18 protein-coding genes are annotated in these 18,450 nt (G+C 68.9%); 15 read left to right on the plus strand and 3 right to left on the minus strand.

Annotated features, from left to right (window positions below; genetic code table 11):
* Positions 1 to 69: 69 nt before the first annotated feature.
* From ACO057_RS14535 to ACO057_RS14560, 6 genes are all read left to right on the plus strand, one after another.
* Positions 70 to 450 (plus strand): DoxX family protein, encoded by a 381-nt coding sequence (locus ACO057_RS14535; protein WP_421992944.1) that lies wholly within the window; start codon positions 70 to 72, stop codon positions 448 to 450.
* Positions 451 to 519: 69 nt separating this feature from the next.
* Positions 520 to 1,101: an anthranilate synthase component II gene (locus ACO057_RS14540; protein WP_421992946.1), complete on the plus strand. Its 582-nt coding sequence runs from the start codon at positions 520 to 522 to the stop codon at positions 1,099 to 1,101.
* 29 nt (positions 1,102 to 1,130) lie between these two features.
* Positions 1,131 to 2,291, plus strand: a complete 1,161-nt coding sequence (locus ACO057_RS14545; protein ID WP_421992948.1) for a M20 aminoacylase family protein — start codon at positions 1,131 to 1,133, stop codon at positions 2,289 to 2,291.
* A 71-nt stretch (positions 2,292 to 2,362) separates the two neighbouring features.
* The gene (locus tag ACO057_RS14550) at positions 2,363 to 3,928 is read left to right on the plus strand and encodes an ABC transporter substrate-binding protein (RefSeq protein ID WP_421992950.1); all 1,566 of its coding nucleotides are present in this window, start codon (positions 2,363 to 2,365) and stop codon (positions 3,926 to 3,928) included.
* The gene (locus ACO057_RS14555; protein ID WP_421992952.1) at positions 3,928 to 5,511 is read left to right on the plus strand and encodes a GMC family oxidoreductase; all 1,584 of its coding nucleotides are present in this window, start codon (positions 3,928 to 3,930) and stop codon (positions 5,509 to 5,511) included. The genes ACO057_RS14550 and ACO057_RS14555 overlap by 1 nt, the downstream gene beginning before the upstream one ends.
* A 71-nt stretch (positions 5,512 to 5,582) precedes the next feature.
* The gene (locus tag ACO057_RS14560; protein WP_421992954.1) at positions 5,583 to 6,740 is read left to right on the plus strand and encodes a GGDEF domain-containing protein; all 1,158 of its coding nucleotides are present in this window, start codon (positions 5,583 to 5,585) and stop codon (positions 6,738 to 6,740) included.
* A gap of 6 nt (positions 6,741 to 6,746) precedes the next feature.
* Here ACO057_RS14560 and ACO057_RS14565 read toward each other — a convergent pair whose 3' ends face one another.
* Positions 6,747 to 7,178 carry a hypothetical protein gene (locus tag ACO057_RS14565; protein ID WP_421992956.1) on the minus strand — a complete coding sequence of 144 codons (432 nt, stop codon included), beginning with the start codon at positions 7,176 to 7,178 and terminating at the stop codon, positions 6,747 to 6,749.
* A 231-nt stretch (positions 7,179 to 7,409) separates the two neighbouring features.
* Here ACO057_RS14565 and ACO057_RS14570 point away from each other — a divergent pair, with 231 nt between their 5' ends.
* Complete coding sequence (locus ACO057_RS14570) at positions 7,410 to 8,195, plus strand: enoyl-CoA hydratase-related protein (RefSeq protein WP_421992958.1); 786 nt, start codon at positions 7,410 to 7,412, stop codon at positions 8,193 to 8,195.
* A gap of 3 nt (positions 8,196 to 8,198) precedes the next feature.
* On the opposite strand, the gene ACO057_RS14575 is transcribed toward ACO057_RS14570, so the two are convergent.
* On the minus strand, positions 8,199 to 8,738 hold the full coding sequence (locus tag ACO057_RS14575; protein ID WP_421992960.1) for a nucleoside 2-deoxyribosyltransferase: 540 nt from the start codon (positions 8,736 to 8,738) through the stop codon (positions 8,199 to 8,201).
* 83 nt (positions 8,739 to 8,821) lie between these two features.
* Between ACO057_RS14575 and ACO057_RS14580 the strand changes: the two genes are divergently transcribed.
* The 8 genes from ACO057_RS14580 (at position 8,822) to ACO057_RS14615 (ending at position 15,868) form a co-directional block, all read left to right on the plus strand.
* Positions 8,822 to 9,613 (plus strand): alpha/beta hydrolase, encoded by a 792-nt coding sequence (locus tag ACO057_RS14580; protein ID WP_421992962.1) that lies wholly within the window; start codon positions 8,822 to 8,824, stop codon positions 9,611 to 9,613.
* Between the two features lie 28 nt (positions 9,614 to 9,641).
* Positions 9,642 to 10,844, plus strand: coding sequence for an ABC transporter substrate-binding protein (locus tag ACO057_RS14585; RefSeq protein ID WP_421992964.1), 1,203 nt, complete (start codon positions 9,642 to 9,644; stop codon positions 10,842 to 10,844).
* A 4-nt stretch (positions 10,845 to 10,848) separates the two neighbouring features.
* Positions 10,849 to 11,769, plus strand: coding sequence for a branched-chain amino acid ABC transporter permease (locus ACO057_RS14590; protein WP_421992966.1), 921 nt, complete (start codon positions 10,849 to 10,851; stop codon positions 11,767 to 11,769).
* Positions 11,766 to 12,689 carry a branched-chain amino acid ABC transporter permease gene (locus ACO057_RS14595; RefSeq protein WP_421992968.1) on the plus strand — a complete coding sequence of 308 codons (924 nt, stop codon included), beginning with the start codon at positions 11,766 to 11,768 and terminating at the stop codon, positions 12,687 to 12,689. The genes ACO057_RS14590 and ACO057_RS14595 overlap by 4 nt, the downstream gene beginning before the upstream one ends.
* On the plus strand, positions 12,682 to 13,437 hold the full coding sequence (locus ACO057_RS14600) for an ABC transporter ATP-binding protein (RefSeq protein WP_421992970.1): 756 nt from the start codon (positions 12,682 to 12,684) through the stop codon (positions 13,435 to 13,437). The genes ACO057_RS14595 and ACO057_RS14600 overlap by 8 nt, the downstream gene beginning before the upstream one ends.
* Entirely contained in the window at positions 13,437 to 14,138 is a 702-nt protein-coding gene (locus ACO057_RS14605; RefSeq protein WP_421992972.1) for an ABC transporter ATP-binding protein, read from the plus strand. The genes ACO057_RS14600 and ACO057_RS14605 overlap by 1 nt, the downstream gene beginning before the upstream one ends.
* 126 nt (positions 14,139 to 14,264) lie before the next feature.
* Positions 14,265 to 14,705: a cupin domain-containing protein gene (locus ACO057_RS14610; RefSeq protein ID WP_421992974.1), complete on the plus strand. Its 441-nt coding sequence runs from the start codon at positions 14,265 to 14,267 to the stop codon at positions 14,703 to 14,705.
* Positions 14,702 to 15,868, plus strand: a complete 1,167-nt coding sequence (locus tag ACO057_RS14615; protein ID WP_421992976.1) for a Bcr/CflA family multidrug efflux MFS transporter — start codon at positions 14,702 to 14,704, stop codon at positions 15,866 to 15,868. Before ACO057_RS14610 ends, ACO057_RS14615 begins: the two co-directional genes overlap by 4 nt.
* A gap of 26 nt (positions 15,869 to 15,894) precedes the next feature.
* Here the strand turns inward: ACO057_RS14615 and ACO057_RS14620 are convergent, their stop codons facing one another.
* Positions 15,895 to 18,237, minus strand: a complete 2,343-nt coding sequence (locus ACO057_RS14620; protein WP_421992978.1) for a xanthine dehydrogenase family protein molybdopterin-binding subunit — start codon at positions 18,235 to 18,237, stop codon at positions 15,895 to 15,897.
* Positions 18,238 to 18,450 lie beyond the last annotated feature (213 nt).

The following is an 18,450-nucleotide window of genomic DNA, read 5'->3' on the forward strand; positions in this document are numbered from 1 at the left end:
CGAATTGTGTTGGGCCGATTCCAACCCCGGAGCATCGGTTACCGGCACGTCTTCCCAAAGGAATCCCGCATGAGCCTCGACGCCTGGTCCCCCCGCGTGCTGAGCGTGCTGCGCTTCGTCTCCGGCCTGCTCTTCCTGATGCACGGGACGCAGAAGTATTTCAGCATCCCGACCCGGGCCAATCCGGGTCCGGAGCTCCTCTCCCAGATGGGCGTGGGCGGCATGATCGAGATGATCGGCGGCGCGCTGATCATGATCGGCCTCTTCACGCGGCCCGCCGCCTTCATCTGCTCGGGCATGATGGCGATCGCCTATTTCCAGTTCCACGCGCCGAACAACATCTTCCCCATCCTCAACCGGGGCGAGACCGCGATCCTCTTCTCCTTCGTCTTCTTCTACCTCACCTTCGCCGGCCCCGGCCCCTGGAGCCTGGACGCGAAGAAGAAGTAAGCGGCTTCGGAAGGATGCGGGGGCGGCGCCCAGCTTGACCCTGGCCGCCCCCGGAGCCAGTTTCGCAGCATGCTTCTGCTCATCGACAACTACGACAGCTTCACCTTCAACCTTTACCACTTCCTGGGCGACCTGGGCGTGGAGGCGGTGGTGAAGCGCAACGACGCGCTCACCGTGCAGGACGTCTTCGCCATGCGTCCGGATGCGGTGGTGCTCTCGCCCGGGCCCTGCACGCCCAGCGAGGCCGGTATCTGCCTCCCGCTCATCGCCGCCGCCGCCGAGGCGAAGCTGCCGCTCTTCGGCGTGTGCCTGGGCCACCAGGCGATCGGCCAGGTCTTCGGCGGCCGGGTGATCCGCGCCCCCGTGCCCGTGCACGGCAAGGTCTGGGACGTGATGCATGAGGGCGAGGGCGTCTTCGCCGGACTGCCCTCCCCCTTCCGCGCCACGCGCTACCACTCGCTGATCGTCGAGCGGTCGAGCCTGCCGGCGGAGCTGGAGGTGACGGCCGAGACCTCGGACGGGCTCATCATGGGCCTGAGGCACCGCGAACTGCCCCTCCAGGGCGTGCAGTTCCACCCGGAGAGCATCGCCTCCGAGCACGGCCACGCCCTGCTGAAGAATTTTCTCGACACCGCCCGCGTCCCCGCCTGACGCCGATCCGCATCCAGGAGCCGCCCCCCTTGCCCACCCTCGACAAAATCCGCGCCTATCATCCCGAGCTGACCGAACTGCGGCGCGACCTGCATGCCCATCCCGAGCTCGGCATGGTCGAGCACCGCACGGCCGAGATCGTGGCCAAGCAGCTCGAATCCTTCGGCGTGGAGGTGCATCGCGGCGTCGGCAAGACCGGCGTCGTGGGCGTGCTGCGCGGCCGCCCGGGCAATCGCGCGATCGGCCTGCGCGCCGATATGGACGCCCTGCCCATCGAGGAGGCGAACGACGTCCCCTATCGCAGCAAGACCGGCGGCGTGATGCATGCCTGCGGCCATGACGGCCACACGACCATGCTGCTGGGCGCGGCGAAGTATCTCGCCGAGACGCGCGACTTCGACGGCACCGTCCACTTCATCTTCCAGCCCGGTGAGGAAGGCTGCGGCGGCGCGCTGGCCATGCTCGAGGACGGGCTGTTCCAGCGCTTCCCCTGCGACGCCGTCTTCGGCATGCACAACCGCCCCGGCATGGCGGTCGGCGAATATGCGATCTGCGAGGGGCCGGCCATGGCGGGCGGCGCGTTCTTCGACATCACCGTCACCGGCAAGGGCGCGCATGGCGCGCATCCGGATGCGGGCATGGATCCGGTCATCGCGGCCTGCCACATCGCCACCGCCGCGCAGACCATCATCGCGCGCAACCTCAACCCGGCCGACCCCGCGGTGATCAGCATCACCAAGATCGGCGGCGGCGACGCCTATAACGTCATCCCCGAGACGGCCACGATGTCGGGCACCGCGCGCTTCTTCAGCCGCAAGGTCGGCGAGCAGGTCCACGAGGCGCTCAAGCGCGTCGTCGAGGGCGTGGCCGCGGGCCTCGGCTGCACGGCCGTGCTGGACTGGCGGCTCATCTTCGCGCCCACGGTGAATGCGCCCGAGCAGACCGATTCCTATGTCGCGGCGGCGACCGAGCTGGTCGGCGAGGCGAAGGTCGTGCGCGGCAAGCCGCCCTCCATGGGCTCGGAGGATTTCTCCTTCATGATGGAGCAGGTGCCGGGCGCCTATATCCTCGTCGGCAACGGCGAGGGCGCGATGCCGCACAACCCCCGCTACATGTTCAACGACGAGGCCATCCCCTACGGCGCGGCGCTCTATGCGCGGATCGTCGAGCGTGGGCTGAAGGCGGGATAAGTCCTCGCCGCTCCATTGACGCCGGGGATGCCGCAACGCAGCATTCCGGCGTCAAAAATGGGGTGCGGGCAATGAAGGTTTTGAGACTTCTGGGCTTTGCGGGGTTGGCCATGGCCAGCCTGGCGGGGGCGCCCAAACCCGCCCCGGCCGCCAATCTGACGGTCGTGCTGGAAGCCGAGATCGTCACGCTCGATCCGCATTTCTTCGGCGCCTATATCACGCGTACCTTCGGCTATGCGGTCTTCGACACGCTCTACGCGCCGGACAGCAACTTCAACTACCGCCCGCAGATGGTGGACAGCCACACGGTCTCGCCCGACGGCCTGACCTGGACCTTCACGCTCCGCGACGGCCTGCTCTTCCACGACAACACGCCCGTCACCTCGGCCGACGTCGTCGCCTCGCTGCGGCGCTGGGCCACGCGCGCCCCGCTCGGCGCGCGGCTCATGAACGCGACGCAGAGCCTGGAGGCCGTCGACGCCAAGACCTTCCGGCTCGTGCTGAAGGAGCCCTACGGCCTCGTCATCGAGACGCTGGGCACGATGGCCTCGCCCACGCCCTTCATCATGCCCGAGCGCATCGCGCGCACGCCGGGCACCGAGCGCGTTACCGAGATCGTCGGCTCCGGTCCCTTCGTCTATTCGCGCGCCGACCACCGCACGGGCGATCGCATGCTGCTGCGCCGCAACGCGAACTATGTGCCGCGCGCCGAGCCGGCCGACTTCCTGGCCGGGGGCAAGCGCGTGATGGTGGATGCGCTCGACATCCGCGTCGTCCCAGATGCCGGCACCGCCGCCGCGGCGCTGCAGGCCGGCCAGATCGACTACATGCAATACGCGCCCTTCGACCTGCTGCCGCAGTTCGAGCGCAACCGCCGCATCACCGTGCAGAACTTCACCGGCGCGCAGATGTTCACGGGGCATTACCGCCTCAATCACGCGGCGCCGCCCTTCAACGATCCCGCGATCCGCGCCGTGCTGCTGCGCCTCGTGGACCAGAACGAGGTGATGCAGGGCTTCGGGCTGGATGCGCGCTATGCCCGCTCCTGCCCGGCCTTCTTCACCTGCGGCGGGCCGAATGAATCCGACGTGGGCGTCTCGGCCCTGGCGGATCCCTCCATCGAGGCCGCGCGCGCCGCGCTGCGCGCCACGCGCTACAACAACGAGCCCATCGTGCTGATGGTCGCCTCCGACCTCGAGGCCGCGAAGGTCTCCACCGAGATCCTGGCCGACCGCATGCGCCGCGCCGGCTTCAATGTGGATGCCCAGGTGACCGACTGGGCCACCCTGCTCGCCCGCCGCGTCCGGCGCGACGGCTGGCACATCTACGGCGTGCATGCGCTGAACGTCGATCTCGGCTCGCCGCTGACCAATTCGGTGATCGCCCTCAACTGCCAGGACACCGGCACGGCCGGCTTCATGTGCGTCCCGCGCATGAACGAGCTCTTCGATGCCTTCGCCCGCGCGCCCACGATCGAGGCCCGCCGCGCGATCGCCGGCGAGATCCAGGGCATCGTCTACGAAAACGGCATGGCCGTTCCCTGGGGCCAGTTCGCCCAGCCCGCCGCCTATCGCGCGACGCTGCGAAACATGATCCCCTCGGCCATCCCCCTCTTCTGGAATGTCGAGAAGCCCTGATGAGCGAATATGACGTGATCGTGGTCGGCGCCGGTTCGGCCGGTGCCGCCCTGGCGGGCCGACTGTCCGAGGATCCCGGCCGCAAGGTCCTCGTGCTGGAGGCCGGGCGCGACTGGCGCGCGGCCGAGGCGCCGCCGGCGCTGCGCTCCAGCAACATCATCCCCTTCATGCACGACCGGCAGAACCAGCTCGACTGGCAATGGCCCGAGCTGCACACCCGCCGCTCGCGCGCACAGGCGCCGAAATACTACTGGCGCGGCAAGGCGCTGGGCGGCTCGTCCACCGTGAACGCGCAGATCGCGATCTGGGGCGTGGCCGCGGCCTTCGACGCCTGGGCGGAATCCGGCTGCGAGGGATGGTCGGCCGAGCAGGTGATGCCGCTCTTCGCCAAGCTCGAGGACGATCCCGACATGGCGGGCGTCGCGCATCACGGCCAGGGCGGGCCCATCCCCGTCTATCGCGCGCCGCTCGAGACCTGGGGCCCCGTGGACAAGGGCCTGCGCGAGGCGGCCCTGGCCTGCGGCTATCCCTGGAATCCGGACCTCAACGATCCGGAGAAGGAGGGCGTCTCCTGCTACCCGATCAACAGCCGCAACTTCGAGCGCGTCACGACCAATGACGGCTATCTCGAACCCGCGCGGGGCCGGCCGAACCTGACCATCCGCGGCGGCGCGCTGGTCGAGAAGATCATCGTCGAGGACGGCCGCGCGGTGGCCGTGCGCGTGATGCTGGACGGGCAGTGGCAGGAGATCCGCGGGCGCGAGATCGTGCTCTCCTCCGGCGCCATCCATTCGCCGGCGATCCTGCTGCGCTCGGGCCTCGGCCCGGCCGCCGAGCTCCAGGCCCTGGGCATCCCCGTCGTTCGCGACATGCCGCATGTGGGCAAGCATTTCCACGACCATGCGATCTGCCGGACGAACCTCGCGCTGAAGCCCGAATTCGTCTCCACCGATCCCAAGCAGCGCCACACCAATTCCTGCGTGACCTATACCTCGGGGCTGGGCGGCGGCGGCTTCCGCGACATGATCTTCATCGGCTTCAACCACCGCTATCTCGGCCAGGGCAACCTGCCCGGATCGATGGGCGGCGTCGCGGCCGGCATCTACGACGTCTTCTCGCGCGGCGCGCTGACCCTGGCCTCGGCCGATCCGCGCATCGACCCCATCGTGGAGGAGAACATGCTCTCCGACGCGCGGGACGTGATCCGCATGCGTGACGCCGTGCGCCGCCTGGCCGAGCTCGCCGCCCAGCCGGCGCTGATGCGGATCGCGAGCGGCTTCAGCTTCGGCGAGACGGGCCTGTCCGTGGCCGAAGTGGCCGCGATGCCGACCGCCGATCTGGACGCGATCATGCTCGATCAGGTCAACGACATGCAGCACGCCGCGGGCACCTGCAAGATGACGGCCTATGAGGACCCGCGCGGCGTCGTCGATCCCGATCTGAAGGTGAAGGGCCTGGAGGGGCTGCGCGTCGCCGATGCGGCGATCATGCCCTTCGACTGCCGGGCCAACACGCATTTCACCTGCGTGATGATCGGTGAATGGCTGGCGCGCAGGATGAAGGCGGAGGCAAGTAATTCATGATAAAGAATGCAATATTGCGCGAGTGAATCGCAACGCTTGCACGCACAGGTTGCAATCCTTATTGGGTGAGCATGGATTCCCGGACCGCTTACGTCGTCCTGTCGCTCATGATGCTCGCCAATAGCGGCGCGCTCGGCCTCATCCTGCGGGACCTTCCCGCAGACCTGCGATCGCCGGTCCGCCATTGGCAGGCCGGCACGCTCATCATCGCGGCGGGCTATTTCCTGCATGCCTTTCCCAGCCTGCCGATGCCGGTCATGGTCACGTTCTCCAACGGCGCGATCCTGTTCGGCCTGACGATCTGCTGGCGCGGCATCCAGCAATTCGACGGATCGCCGCCAGGGCGGTGGCAGTTCGTCCCCGCCGCGCTCGGCACCCTCGTCATCTGCTGGTTCTCGGCCGTCCAGCCGGACACGCTGACGCGCATCCTTGCGGTCTCGCTGGCCTCGGCCGTGATCCTCGGCGGTTGCGTGTCGGACCTGGGCAAGCGCGAGTATCGGGACGGCTCGCTGAGCCGCCTGCTGCTGACCGCGATCTTCGTCCTGATCACGGCGCTCAACGCGCTGCGCTTCGGCTATTTCGCCTGGGCGGATATTCCGCCCGGCTTCAGCATCGCCGACAACGCGGAGGTGATGAACATCATCTCGCCGCTGGTGGCCGCGATGCTGCCGGTGATCGGGACGACGGCCTTCACGCTCATGTGCTCGGAACGCCTGCGCCGCCAATGGGAGCGCGCCGCTTCCACCGACTATCTGACGGGCCTGCCGAACCGCCGCACCCTCACCGAGACAGGCCGCCGACGCTTCGAGCTGGCGCGGCTGGAAGGCAGGAGCGTCGCGATGGCGCTCATCGACATCGACGGCTTCAAGTCGATCAATGATTGCTACGGCCATGACGTCGGCGACATGGCGCTGACGCATGTCGCGACCTGCCTCGGTCAGGGCATCGAAGCCGGCGAGTTGCTGGCGCGGACCGGCGGCGAGGAATTCGTCGCCTTGCTGACGGAGACCGCGCCGCAGAAGGCTCAGCAGGCGGCCGAATATCTGCGGCAGATGGTGCAGCGCCAGCACTTCCTGCTGCAGGGCGTGCGGATCCCCCTCACCGTCTCGGTCGGCATCGCCGTGTCCCAATCCGAGGACCGGGATTTCGACAGCCTGCTCCGCCGCGCCGACCAGGCCATGTATGCCGCGAAATCGGCGGGGCGGAACCGGGTGCAACTCGCCGCCTGAACGCCCTCAGCCCGCCCAGGCCGTACAGGCGGCCGGGCTCTTCATCTGCCCCTGGACGCGGAGCGTGATGATGATCTGGCCCTCTTTCTTGCCGGGCGTGCCGCCGCAGGCCTCCCAGATCTTCGCGAACTTGGCCCTGCTCTGCGTCATCAGCCCGGCCGCGTTGAGCGTCCCCACGCCGACGCACCCCTCGAGGTCGGTGGGGATGCTGGCCGGATGGAAGAGGATGTTCTTCTTCTTGGTCTTTTCCACGTCCTTGCCGAGCCAGGGATTGATCACGTATGCGCCATACTTCTCAAACCAGTACATGGTGGAATTGGTGTAGTCGTTATTGCCCGCCATGTTCACGTAGCCGTCCATTCGCTCAAGCGTTCGATAGGTCTCTCCGCCGACCATCAGCTCGCCCACAAGGCCGCAGGCGCCTTTGGTGTCCCTCACATATTGGTTGCCTCGGATATAGGTCACCACTGTTGCCGCCATATCTCGCTCCCGATCCCCATCGTTGATACGAATAGTTAATGTGCCGGGAGATTAATTTCCAAGGCAGCAATTGTCGCGGATGTCGCGTCGTCCCGACCCCGCCTCCGGCCCGGTTCGTCGGCCCAGTTCGTCGCACTGGGGTTGCGCGCTCCAGGCACCCGGCGGACCCTGCGCGCCAAGGAGAACGCCATGACCGAATCGCCCGTGCTGATGACCGTGGACCACCGAGGCATCGCCACCGCCACCCTCAACCGCCCCGCCCTCGGCAATGCCTATAACGGCGAGATGCTGGACGCCCTGATCGGGGCCATTCCCAAGCTCACCGCCGATCCCGCCATTCGCGGCCTCGTCATCCGCGGCGCGGGAAAGAACTTCCAGGCGGGGGCCGACATCAACTGGCTCAACGCCGCCGCCGCGGCCGCGCCGGAGCAGGCCTTCGCCTCCTCGCTGCAGACCACCCGCGCCATGCAGCTGCTGAACGAGTTCCCCAAGCCGAGCTTCGCCCTGATCCACGGCGCCTGCTTCGGCGGCGGGACGGGCATCGCCTGCTGCGTGGACGTGGCGCTGGCCAGCACCAAGGCGAGCTTCGGGATCAGCGAGGTGCGCGTGGGCGTGTCGCCGACGCCCATCTCCACGCATATGGTCAACGCCATGGGCCTGCGCCACGCCCGCCGCTACGCCATCACGGGCGAGCGCTTCGGCCCCGAGGAGGCCATGCGCATCGGCCTCGTGCATGAGGTCCATGCGCCCGAGGCCATCGAGGCGCGGCTGGAGGAGATCATCTCCGCCATGCTGCTCTCCTCGCCGGCGGCGATCGCGGTGACGAAGACCAGCCTGCTGGAATCCAACGGGCTGACGCTCAGCGCGCATCAGGTCACGCAGCTGACCAATGAGAGCTGGATGGTGCGCGCCGGCGCCGAGGGCAAGGAGGGCCTCGCCGCCTTCCGCGAGAAGCGCAAGCCGAGCTGGGCCTGAGCCTCAGGCGGCGGCGAGCCTGCGGGCCGCCGCCGCCACGCAGGCCTCGAAGAGCGAGAGGTCGGTCCAGCCCAGCGGCGCGTTCGCGCGCAGCAGCATGCCGCCGGAGGCCGCGATCGCCCCCTCCAGCATCAGGTTGTCGGCCAGCCCGAAATCCTCGACCTCGAGCCCCTCGTGATCGCGCAGCGCCCGGCCGTCGCGGCGGGCCTGGACGCGCGCGCGGTATTCGCCGGGGATGTGGGTGTAGCCGAAGACCGGCCGCCCCAAAGCGCGCATGAAGCCGAGCTCATAGGCCGTGCCCGCATCGGCGCCGGCACCGCGGAAGGGCGTGAGATTGGCGACCAGCGCGTCGCAGCCGCGCATATGCATCTCGCAGGCGGCGTGGATGCGCCGCCAGTCGGGCGGGCCGGAGGGCGCGGTCGTGGGATCGTCGATGGGGAAGACGCCCACCAGCCCATGGCGCGCGCAGATGGCCTTCTTCGCCGCGCCCAGGGCGGCCGGTTCGGGCAGGAAGACCTCGGGGCCGGCCAGGTAGATTCGCATGGGCCATCCTGCCAGGGATGCATGCTGCGGACCATATTCGCGGCGCTGTCGCGAGGGGCCGGATCGCGATAGGGAAGAAGGCCATGAACCTCGAGGTCGAATACAACAACCGCGCCCGCGTTCCGGGCCATCCCGCCATCATCGGCGAATGGATGCGCGACGCCGCCGCCTTCCGCGCGGCCCATCCGCCCGAGGTGCTGGCCTATGGTCCCGGCCCGCGCGAGGCGATGGACCTTTTCCTGCCGCGGGAGATCCGCGGCGTGGCGATGTTCTTCCACGGCGGCTATTGGCAGGCGCTGGACCGCTCCTCGGCGAGCCATTGCGCGGCCGGGCTGCTGGCCCATGGCATCGCCGTGGGCGTGCCCTCCTACGACCTCTGCCCCGGCGTGCCGCTCGTGCGGATCGTGGACCAGGCGGAGGCCGCGGCGCGCGCGCTGCATGCGCGGCTGGGAAGGCCGATGCTGATCGCGGGGCATTCGGCCGGCGGGCAGCTTTCCGCGATGCTGTTGGCGCGGCTACCGGTGGAGATCGCCGCCGCCGCCTTGTCCATCTCGGGCGTCTTCTGGCTGGAGCCGCTGGTGACGACGAGCCTCAACGTCGCGCTCGGCCTGGATGAAGCCGGCGCGCGCGCGCTCTCGCCCGCTTTGCTCCCCTCGCCCGGCCGTCCGCTGCACTGCGCCGTGGGCGGCGCGGAAAGCGACGAGTTCCTGCGCCAGAGCCGCGAATTCGCCACGCTCTGGGGCGGCACGTGGGAGGCCCTGCCGGGGCTAGACCATTTCACCGTCCTCGCCCCCCTGTCGCGCCCCGATCATCCCCTGACGATCACCGGCACGAGGCTTGCTCGGCAGGCTTGCGGCGAGCTATCGGTGGCCTGAGTTAAAAACAATTCGCGGAGACAGCGCCATGGCGTTCCAGGACAACACGGGCTTTGCCCGCCGCACGATCCTCGCCGGCGGCGGCGCCGCCGTCCTCGCCGCGCCGGCCGTCCAGGCGCAGCCCGCGCCGATCAAGATCGGCCTCGTCTCCGTGCTCACCGGCCCCGCCGCCGCGCTGGGCACGCATCTGCGCGACGGCTGGATGCTTGGCATGCGGCACCTGGACAACAAGCTGGGCGGCCGCCGCGTCGAGACCCTCGTGATCGATGACGAGCTGCGCCCCGACGTCGCCGTCACCAAGGTCCGCGCCGCGCTGGAGCGCGACAAGGTGGACTTCATCGTGGGCGTGGTCTTCTCCAACATCCTGGGCGCGATCGTCCGCCCGGTGACGGATGCGGGCACCTTCCTCATCTCCACCAATGCCGGCCCCTCGACGCTCGCCGGCCGCGGCTGCAACCCGTATTTCTTCACGACCAGCTACAACAACGACCAGGTCCATTCCGTGATGGGCCAGGTGGCGCAGGATGCGAATTACCGCCGCGTCTTCGTCATGACGCCGAACTACCAGGCGGGCCGCGACGCGGTGGCGGGCTTCAAGTCGAAGTTCCAGGGCACCGTCGTCGACGAGGTCTACGTGCCGCTGACGCAGATGGATTTCTCGGCCGAGCTCGCGAGGATCGCCTCGCTGCGGCCCGATGCGATCTTCACCTTCATGCCCGGCGGGCCGGGCGTGAACCTCGTGAAGCAGTACCGTCAGGCGGGCCTCGCGACCATTCCCTTCCTCTCGACCTTCACCGTCGATGAATCCACCCTCCCCGCCCAGGGCGAGGCCGCGCTCGGCTTCTACGCCGCGGCGAGCTGGGCGCCGAACATGGACAACGCCGCCAACCAGCTTTTCGTGCGCGACTTCGAGGGCGTCTTCAACTACGTGCCCGCCACCTATGCGGCGCAGAGCTACGACGCCGCGCGGCTGCTGGATTCCGCGGTGAAGAAGGTGGGCGGCAACCTCACCGACAAGAACGCGCTGCGCGCCGCCATCGCCGCCGCCGATTTCCAGAGCGTGCGCGGGCCCTTCCGCTTCGGCGTGAACCAGTATCCCGTGCAGGATTTCTGGCAGCTCCAGGTCGCGCGCCGCGCCGATGGCCGCTTCCAGACTGAGACGGTGCGCAAGGTTCTCTCGAACAACACCGACCCCTGGGTCGGCGATTGCCGCATGCCCGTTCGCATCTGAACGGGTGAGCGCAACACTGCTCTTCGTGCAGGCCCTGAACGGCCTGCAATTCGGCATTCTGCTGTTTCTCATCGCCGCGGGCCTCACTCTGGTCTTCGGCGTGATGGACTTCATCAACCTCGCCCATGGCGTGCAGTACATGGTGGGCGCCTATCTGGGCGCGACCCTCGCCGCCTGGACGGGCAGCTTCTGGTGGGGGCTGCTGCTGACGCTGCCGGCCACGCTGGGCTTCGGGCTGCTGCTGGAATTCCTCGTCTTCCGCCACTTCTACGACCGCGACCACCTGTCGCAAGTGCTGGCGACCTTCGGCGTCATCGTCTTCCTGAACCAGGGCGTGAAGGCCGTCTTCGGCACGGCGCCGATGCAGATGCCCCTGCCCGAGCTGCTGAGCGGCGGCTTCCCCGTGATGGACGGGCTGCTCTACCCGACTTATCGCGTCGCGATCCTCGTCGTGGGCCTGGCCATCGCCGGCCTGCTCTGGTTCCTCGTGGAGCGCACGCGCGCGGGCATGCTGGTGCGCGCGGGGGCGAGCAACGCGCCGATGGTCAGCGCGCTCGGCGTCGATATCCGCCGGCTCTTCATGCTGGTCTTCGGCTTCGGCGCGATGCTGGCCGGTTTCGCCGGCGCGCTGGCCGCGCCCATCCTCTCGGTCGAGCCCGGTATGGGCGACACGCCCCTCATCCTCGCCTTCGTCGTGATCGTGATCGGGGGCATCGGCAGCATTCGCGGGGCCTTCATCGCGGCCCTGCTGGTGGGCCTCGTCGAGACCATGGGGCGCGGGCTCATGCCCGATCTCATGCGCCTCTTCCTCGACCCCTCGGCGGCGCGACAGACGGGCGCGGCCCTGGCCTCGATGCTGGTCTATATCGTGATGGCGGCCATCCTGACCTTCCGCCCCGCCGGCCTCTTCCCGGCCCGCCGATGAAGTGGCGCGACGCCGCCGTGCCGCTCGCGATCTTCGCGCTGCTGGCCATCGCCCCCTTCGCCGGCTTCGGCCAGGGCTATTCGCTGACGCTGCTGTCGCGCGCGATGATCTTCGCCATGGCGGCGATCTCGCTCTCGCTGATCGTCGGCGGCGCGGGGCTGGTGAGCCTCGGCCATGCGGCGATGCTGGGCGTGGGCGCCTATGCCGTGGTGGTGCTCGACCATGCGCGCATCACCGAGGCCTGGATGGTCGTGCCGCTGGCGATCCTCGCCGCCGCCGGCTTCGCGGCGATCACGGGCGCGATCGCGATCCGCACCTCGGGCGTGCACTTCATCATGATCACCCTGGCCTTCGGGCAGATGGCCTTCTTCGCCACCTCCTCGCTCGCCATCTATGGCGGCGACGACGGCTACACCCTCTACAGCCGCACCGCGCTCTTCGGCTCGCGCGCGCTGGAGGGGCGGCTGTTCTTCCACTTCGCCTGCCTCGCCTTGCTGATCCTATGCTGGGCGCTGGTGCAGGCCCTGCTGTCGAGCCGCTTCGGGCGCGTGCTGCGCGCCTCGCACGAGAACGAGACGCGCGCGCGCGCCGTGGGTTTCGAGCCCTATCGCTACCGCCTCGTCGCCTATGTCATCGCGGGCGCGATCGGCGGGCTGGCCGGCGTGCTGCTGGCCAATGGCACGGAATTCGTGGCGCCGGCCTATCTCACCTGGCAGCGCAGCGGCGACCTGCTCTTCATGGTGATCCTGGGCGGCACCGCCGGGCCGCATGGCGCGCTGATGGGGGCGCTGGCCTTCATCCTCATCGAGGAATGGCTCTCCCACGTCACCGAGCACTGGCGGCTGATCTTCGGGCCGCTGCTGATCCTCTGCGTTTACTACATGCGTGGTGGCATCGCCGGGCTGCTGCGCCGTGGCTGAGGCACTGCTGGAGCTGCGGCATCTGCGCAAGGCCTTCGGCGGGCTGGTGGTCACCGACGACGTCTCGCTGGACCTCCGCCAGGGGGAGATCCACGCGCTGATCGGCCCGAACGGCGCCGGCAAGACGACGCTGATCCATCAGATCAGCGGCACGCTCGCGCCCGATTCCGGCCAGGTCCTCTTCGCCGGCGAGGATGTGACGCGGCTGTCGCTGGCGCGCCGCGCGCGACGGGGGCTGGCGCGCAGCTTCCAGATCACGAGCCTCGTGCCGGGCTTCTCCTCGCTCGAGAATGTCGCGCTCGCCGTGCAGGCGCGCAGCGGCTCCTCCTTCCGCTTCTTCCGGCCCGCGAGCAGCGAGGCCGCGCTGAACGACGAGGCCATGGCGGCGCTCGCCGAGGTCGGGCTGGAACGCCGCGCGGCCATCGGCGCCGCCGCGCTCTCGCATGGCGAGAAGCGGCAGCTGGAGCTCGCCATCGCGCTCGCCATGCGCCCGCGCTTGCTGCTTCTGGACGAGCCCCTGGCCGGAACCGGCGCCGAGGAGGCCGAGCGGCTGCTGCGCATCCTGAGCGGGCTGCGCGCGCGCTACGGCATCCTGCTCATCGAGCACGACATGCCGGCCGTCTTCGCCCTGGCCGACCGCATCTCGGTGCTCGCGCAGGGCCGCGTGATCGCGACCGGGACCAAGGACGAGATCCGCGCCGACCCCATCGTCCGCGACGCCTATCTCGGCGAGGAGGAGGAGGTCTGATGCTCCGCGTCGAAGCCCTTGCCGCCGCCTATGGCCAGAGCCAGGCGCTGAGCGACGTCGGCCTGGACGTGGCGGCCGGCGAGGTCGTCACCCTCCTCGGCCGCAACGGCATGGGCAAGACGACCACGGTGCGCGCCATCATGGGCCTGCTGGGCAGCGTGGGCGGGCGCGTCACGGGGGGCGACATCCGCTTCGGCAGCGCCGCGCTCATCGGCCAGCCGCCGCATGCCATCGCGCGGCGCGGCATCGGGCTGGTGCCCGAGGGCCGGCAGATCTTCCCCTCGCTGAGCGTCGAGGAGAACCTCGTCGCCACCGCGCGGCCCGGCCGCTGGGGCCTGGATGCGGTCTACGGCCTCTTCCCCCGCCTGCGCGAGCGGCGCGGCAATTCCGGCCGCAACCTCTCGGGCGGCGAGCAGCAGATGCTGGCCATCGGCCGCGCGCTGATGACCGACCCCAGGCTGCTCATCCTCGACGAGGCCACCGAGGGACTCGCGCCGCTCATCCGCGCCGAGATCTGGTCCGTGCTCGGCCAGCTCAAATCGGAGGGCCAGGCCATCCTGCTGATCGACAAGAACCTGTCGGCCGTGATGCGCCTGGCGGACCGCCACGTCATCATCGAGCGCGGCCGCACCGTCTGGACCGGCGACAGCGCGGCCCTGGCCTCGGCGCCGGAACTGCGCGAGCAATATCTTCACGTTTAGGCCAGCGCCGACGAACCCATGCGAGGTCAGCAGTCCGGGGTCGCGCGGTGTGGTCTTGGCTGGGACATCCAATCGTGCTGCGGTGCAACATCAAAGTGCCGCCGCCATCAACAAGGAGAGGCATCCATGTTCGAAACCGCCGGCATCACCCGCGCCGCCACTGGCCTGGACGACGTTACCTGGAACATCCTGGGCCAGACCTATCACCCCAAGGCGTCCACCGACGACTGCTTCGCCTTCGAGGCGCTGTCGCCCCCCGGTACCTTCGTGCCGCCGCATATCCACGCCGTGCAGGACGAGTACATCCTGATGATCGAGGGCGAGTTCAAGCTCATCCTCGACGGCCAGACGCATTTCGCCCGCCCCGGCGACCTGGTGCGCATGCCGCGCGGCATCATGCACGGCTATTTCAACGAGAGCGGCAAGTTCGCCCGCGCCTTCTTCTGGGTCTCGCCGGCGCGCCGCCTGCTCGACCTCTTCAAAGCCATCCACGACGTGCCGGACCCGGCTGAGGTCGTTCGCCTCGCCGCGCTGCACGAAGTGGAGTTCCTGCCGCCGCCCGCATGAGCCGCCAGAACCGCCTTGCCCTTCTGCTGGGCCTGCTCAGCGCCTTCGCGCCGCTGTCGATCGACATGTACCTCTCCTCCCTGCCCGATATCGGGCGGGACATGGGCGTGGGGATCGACGGGGCGCAGCTCACTCTGGCGGCCTATTTCCTCGGCCTGGGCGTGGGGCAGCTCGCGCATGGGCCGCTGGCCGACCGGCTGGGGCGTCGTCCGCCGCTCTTCGTCGGGCTCGCGGTCTATACCCTCGCCTCGGCGCTCTGCGCGATGGCGACCAGCATCGAGGCGCTGATCCTGCTGCGGCTGTTCCAGGCGCTGGCGGGCTGCGCGGGCATGGTGGTGGCGCGCGCCATCGTGCGCGACGTGGCGCATGAGATCGACCCGATCAAGCTCATGAGCCGCCTGATGCTGGTGATGGGCGTGGCGCCGATCCTCGCGCCGCTGATGGGCGGCTATCTCGCCGCCGCCTTCGGCTGGCGCGCGATCTTCTGGTTCCTGGCGGGCGTGGGCGCGCTGGCGCTGGTCTGCTGCACGCTCTTCCTGCCGGAGACGCTGACGCCGGCCAAGCGCCAGCGCTCCTCGGTGCTCGCGATCCTGGCGAGCTACCTGTCGCTGCTGCGAGACCGGCGCTTCATGGCGACGGCCATGGTTTCCGGCCTCACCATGGGCGGGATGTTCGCCTATATCTCGGGCTCGCCCTTCGTGTTCATCACGATCTACGGCGTGTCGCCGGAGCATTACGGCCTGTTCTTCGGCTCGGGCGCGGCGGGCTTCATCCTGATGTCGCAGTTCGGCGGGCGCATGGCCGAGCGCTTCGGCCGCGACAGGGTGTTCACCTGGGGCGTGGCCGGTGTCGCGGCCTGCGGCGTCGCGCTGACGGGCTTCGTGCTGATGGGCGCGCCCTTCCTCGCAGTCTATGCCTCGATCGTGGCCTATATCGCGCTGCTGGGGCTGGTGGTGCCGATCGGCAGCGTGCTGGCGATCACGCCCTTCCCGCATATCGCGGGGACGGCCTCGGCGCTGCTGGGCACGCTGCAATTCGGCTTCGGCGCGATCGCGGGCTCGATGGTCTCGGCCCTGCACAACGGCACGGCCCTGCCCATGGCGGTCACGCTGGGCCTTGCGGGTGTCTCGGCGATCACCGCAAGGCTGCTTCTGACACGATAAAGCGAGGAGGGCATTCCCCTCCTCGATCACCCGGCGTGAATGGCGCGCCAGATCTTCTCCGGCGTCGCCGGCATGTCCATATGCGACACGCCCACCGGCCGCAGCGCCTCCACGATCGCGTTCATCACCGCCGGCAGCGACCCCGCGCAACCCGCCTCGCCGCAGCCCTTGGCGCCAAGCGGATTGGTCGTGCAGGGCACGGGGTGGCTGGCGAACTGGAAGCTCGGCAGGTCGTCCGCGCGCGGCAGGCCGTAATCCATGAAGCTGCCCGAGAGGAGCTGGCCGTCCTCGGAATAGGCGACGTATTCGTGGATCGCCTGGCCGATGCCCTGCACGATGCCGCCATGCGCCTGGCCCTGCACCAGCAGCGGATTCACGATCACGCCGAAGTCGTTGACGGTCACGTAGTTCACGAAGCGCGTGATGCCCGTATCGGGATCGATCTCGACCTCGCAGACGTGGCAGCCATTGGGGAAGGCCATCGGCGCTTCCTGGAAGACATGGGTGACGTCGAGCGTCTCCGGCAGGTCTTCGGATTTCGGCATCTCCCTGAGCTTCGCGGCGAGCTCCATGATGCCGATGCTGCGGTCCGTGCCCGCGACGGTGAAGGTGCCCGCCTCGAACTCGATATCGGCGATGGCGGTTTCCATCACATGCGCCGCGGCCTGACGGCCCTTCTCGATCACGATCTCCGAAGCCTCGACAATGGCGCCGCCCGAGGCCATCAGCGACTTGGAGCCGCCCGTGCCGCCGCCGGCGATCAGCTCGTCGCTGTCGCCCTGCATCAGGCGCACGGCCTCAAAGGGCACGCCCAGATGCTGGTGCAGCACCTGCGCGAAGGCGCTCCAATGGCCCTGTCCGTAATCGAGCGTGCCGGTGACGATGGTGACCGTGCCGTCCTCGCCGAAGCGGATGCCGCCCTGCTCCTTCTGCGGCGGGGCGGTGCATTCCAGGAAGTTGCCGATGCCGATGCCGCGCAGCTTGCCACGGGCCTTCGCCTCGGCGCGGCGGGCCTCGAAGCCGTCGAAATCCGCGGCCGCCAGCGCCTGGTCGAGGATCTCGGAGAATTCGCCGCCGTCATAGACGCTGCCGCTCGCCGCCGCATAGGGCATCTGCGCGGGCTGGATGTGGTTGAGCTTGCGCAGTTCGATGGGTGACTTGCCCATCGCGCGCGCGGCCTCCTCGATCAGCCGCTCCATGTAGTAATTCGCCTCGGGCCGGCCCGCGCCGCGATAGGCGGTGACGGGAACGGAGTTGGTGAGGATGCAGCGCGTGTGCACCTCCAGCAGCGGCGTGGCGTAGTTCGCCTGGATGTTCTTCGAGTAGTTGCCCGTCGCCATATTGGGCCCGACATTCGTCAGATAGGCGCCCATATTGGCGAAGGTCGTGAGGCGGACCGCCAGGAACTTCCCCGCCGCGTCCAGCGCGAGTTCCGCCTCCACCTCGTGGTCGCGGCCATGGGCGTCGGACTGGAAGGAGCCGGAGCGCTCATCGGTCCACTTCACGGGCCGCCCCAGCATCTTCGCGGCATGCAGCAGCGGCAGGTATTCCGGATAGACCGACGCCTTCATGCCGAAGCTGCCGCCCACATTGCCGGTCAGCACGCGGACCTTGTTGCGCGGCATCTTGAGCACGTCGTCGGCCAGCTGGTTGCGCAGGCCGAAGACGCCCTGGCAGCCGACGCGCAGCACGAAGCGCCCGGTCTCGGCCTCGTATTCGCCGATGGCGCTGCGCGGCTCCATGGCGGCCACGACGATGCGGTTGTTGCGGATGGAGAGCTTCTGGACATGCGCCGCGCCGGCGAAGGCCTCGGCGACCTTGCCGGCATCGCCGAAGCGGAAGTCGAGCACCTGGTTGCCAGGGATGTCGTCATAGAGCTGCGTCGCGTCGGGCGCCGCGCCGGCCGAGGCCTCGGTGACGGCCGGCAGCGTCTCGACGTCGAGGAAGATCATCTCCGCCGCGTCCTTGGCCTGGGCCTTGGTCTCGGCGATGACGACCGCGACCGGATCGCCCACGAAGCGCAGCCGGTCCCTGGCAAGCGCGGGGCGGCGGGTGGTGCGCAAGGGCGTGCCGTCGATGCTCTTCAGCGGCATGGCGCAGACGAGATCGCCGTAATCGCCGAGGTCCTCGGCCGTGATGATCGCGTGCACGCCCGGCGCGGCCCGCGCCTCGCTCACATCCATGGAATTGAGGGCGGCATGGGCATAGGGGCTGCGCAGCACATGGGCGTAGAGCTGGTTGGGCAGCGAGAGATCGTCGGTATAACGACCCTGGCCCTTGAGCAGCTTCGGATCCTCCTGACGCGGCACGGATTGGCCGATGCCGAACTTCAGGCGCGTGGGGTCGTAGCCGAGGCTGTTATCGGGCATCGCGGTATCCTCAGGCGCCTTGGGCCAGGCGCGTCAAAACGAAGCCCGATGCATGAGCGGGAGCTTGCGAGCTGTTCATGCTTCGGGCTTTGCGCGGATGGTAGGCGCGCATGGCGTTTCCGCAAAGTCCCGGAGGCGACGCGGGAACCAGGGCCGACGCGAGAACCGGGGGGCTTCCGCAACGACGCCCATCGCGTCACGTTGCGCGCGTCC

This window comes from Roseococcus sp. (genome assembly GCF_965227005.1).
In the GTDB taxonomy this organism is placed as follows: domain Bacteria; phylum Pseudomonadota; class Alphaproteobacteria; order Acetobacterales; family Acetobacteraceae; genus Roseococcus.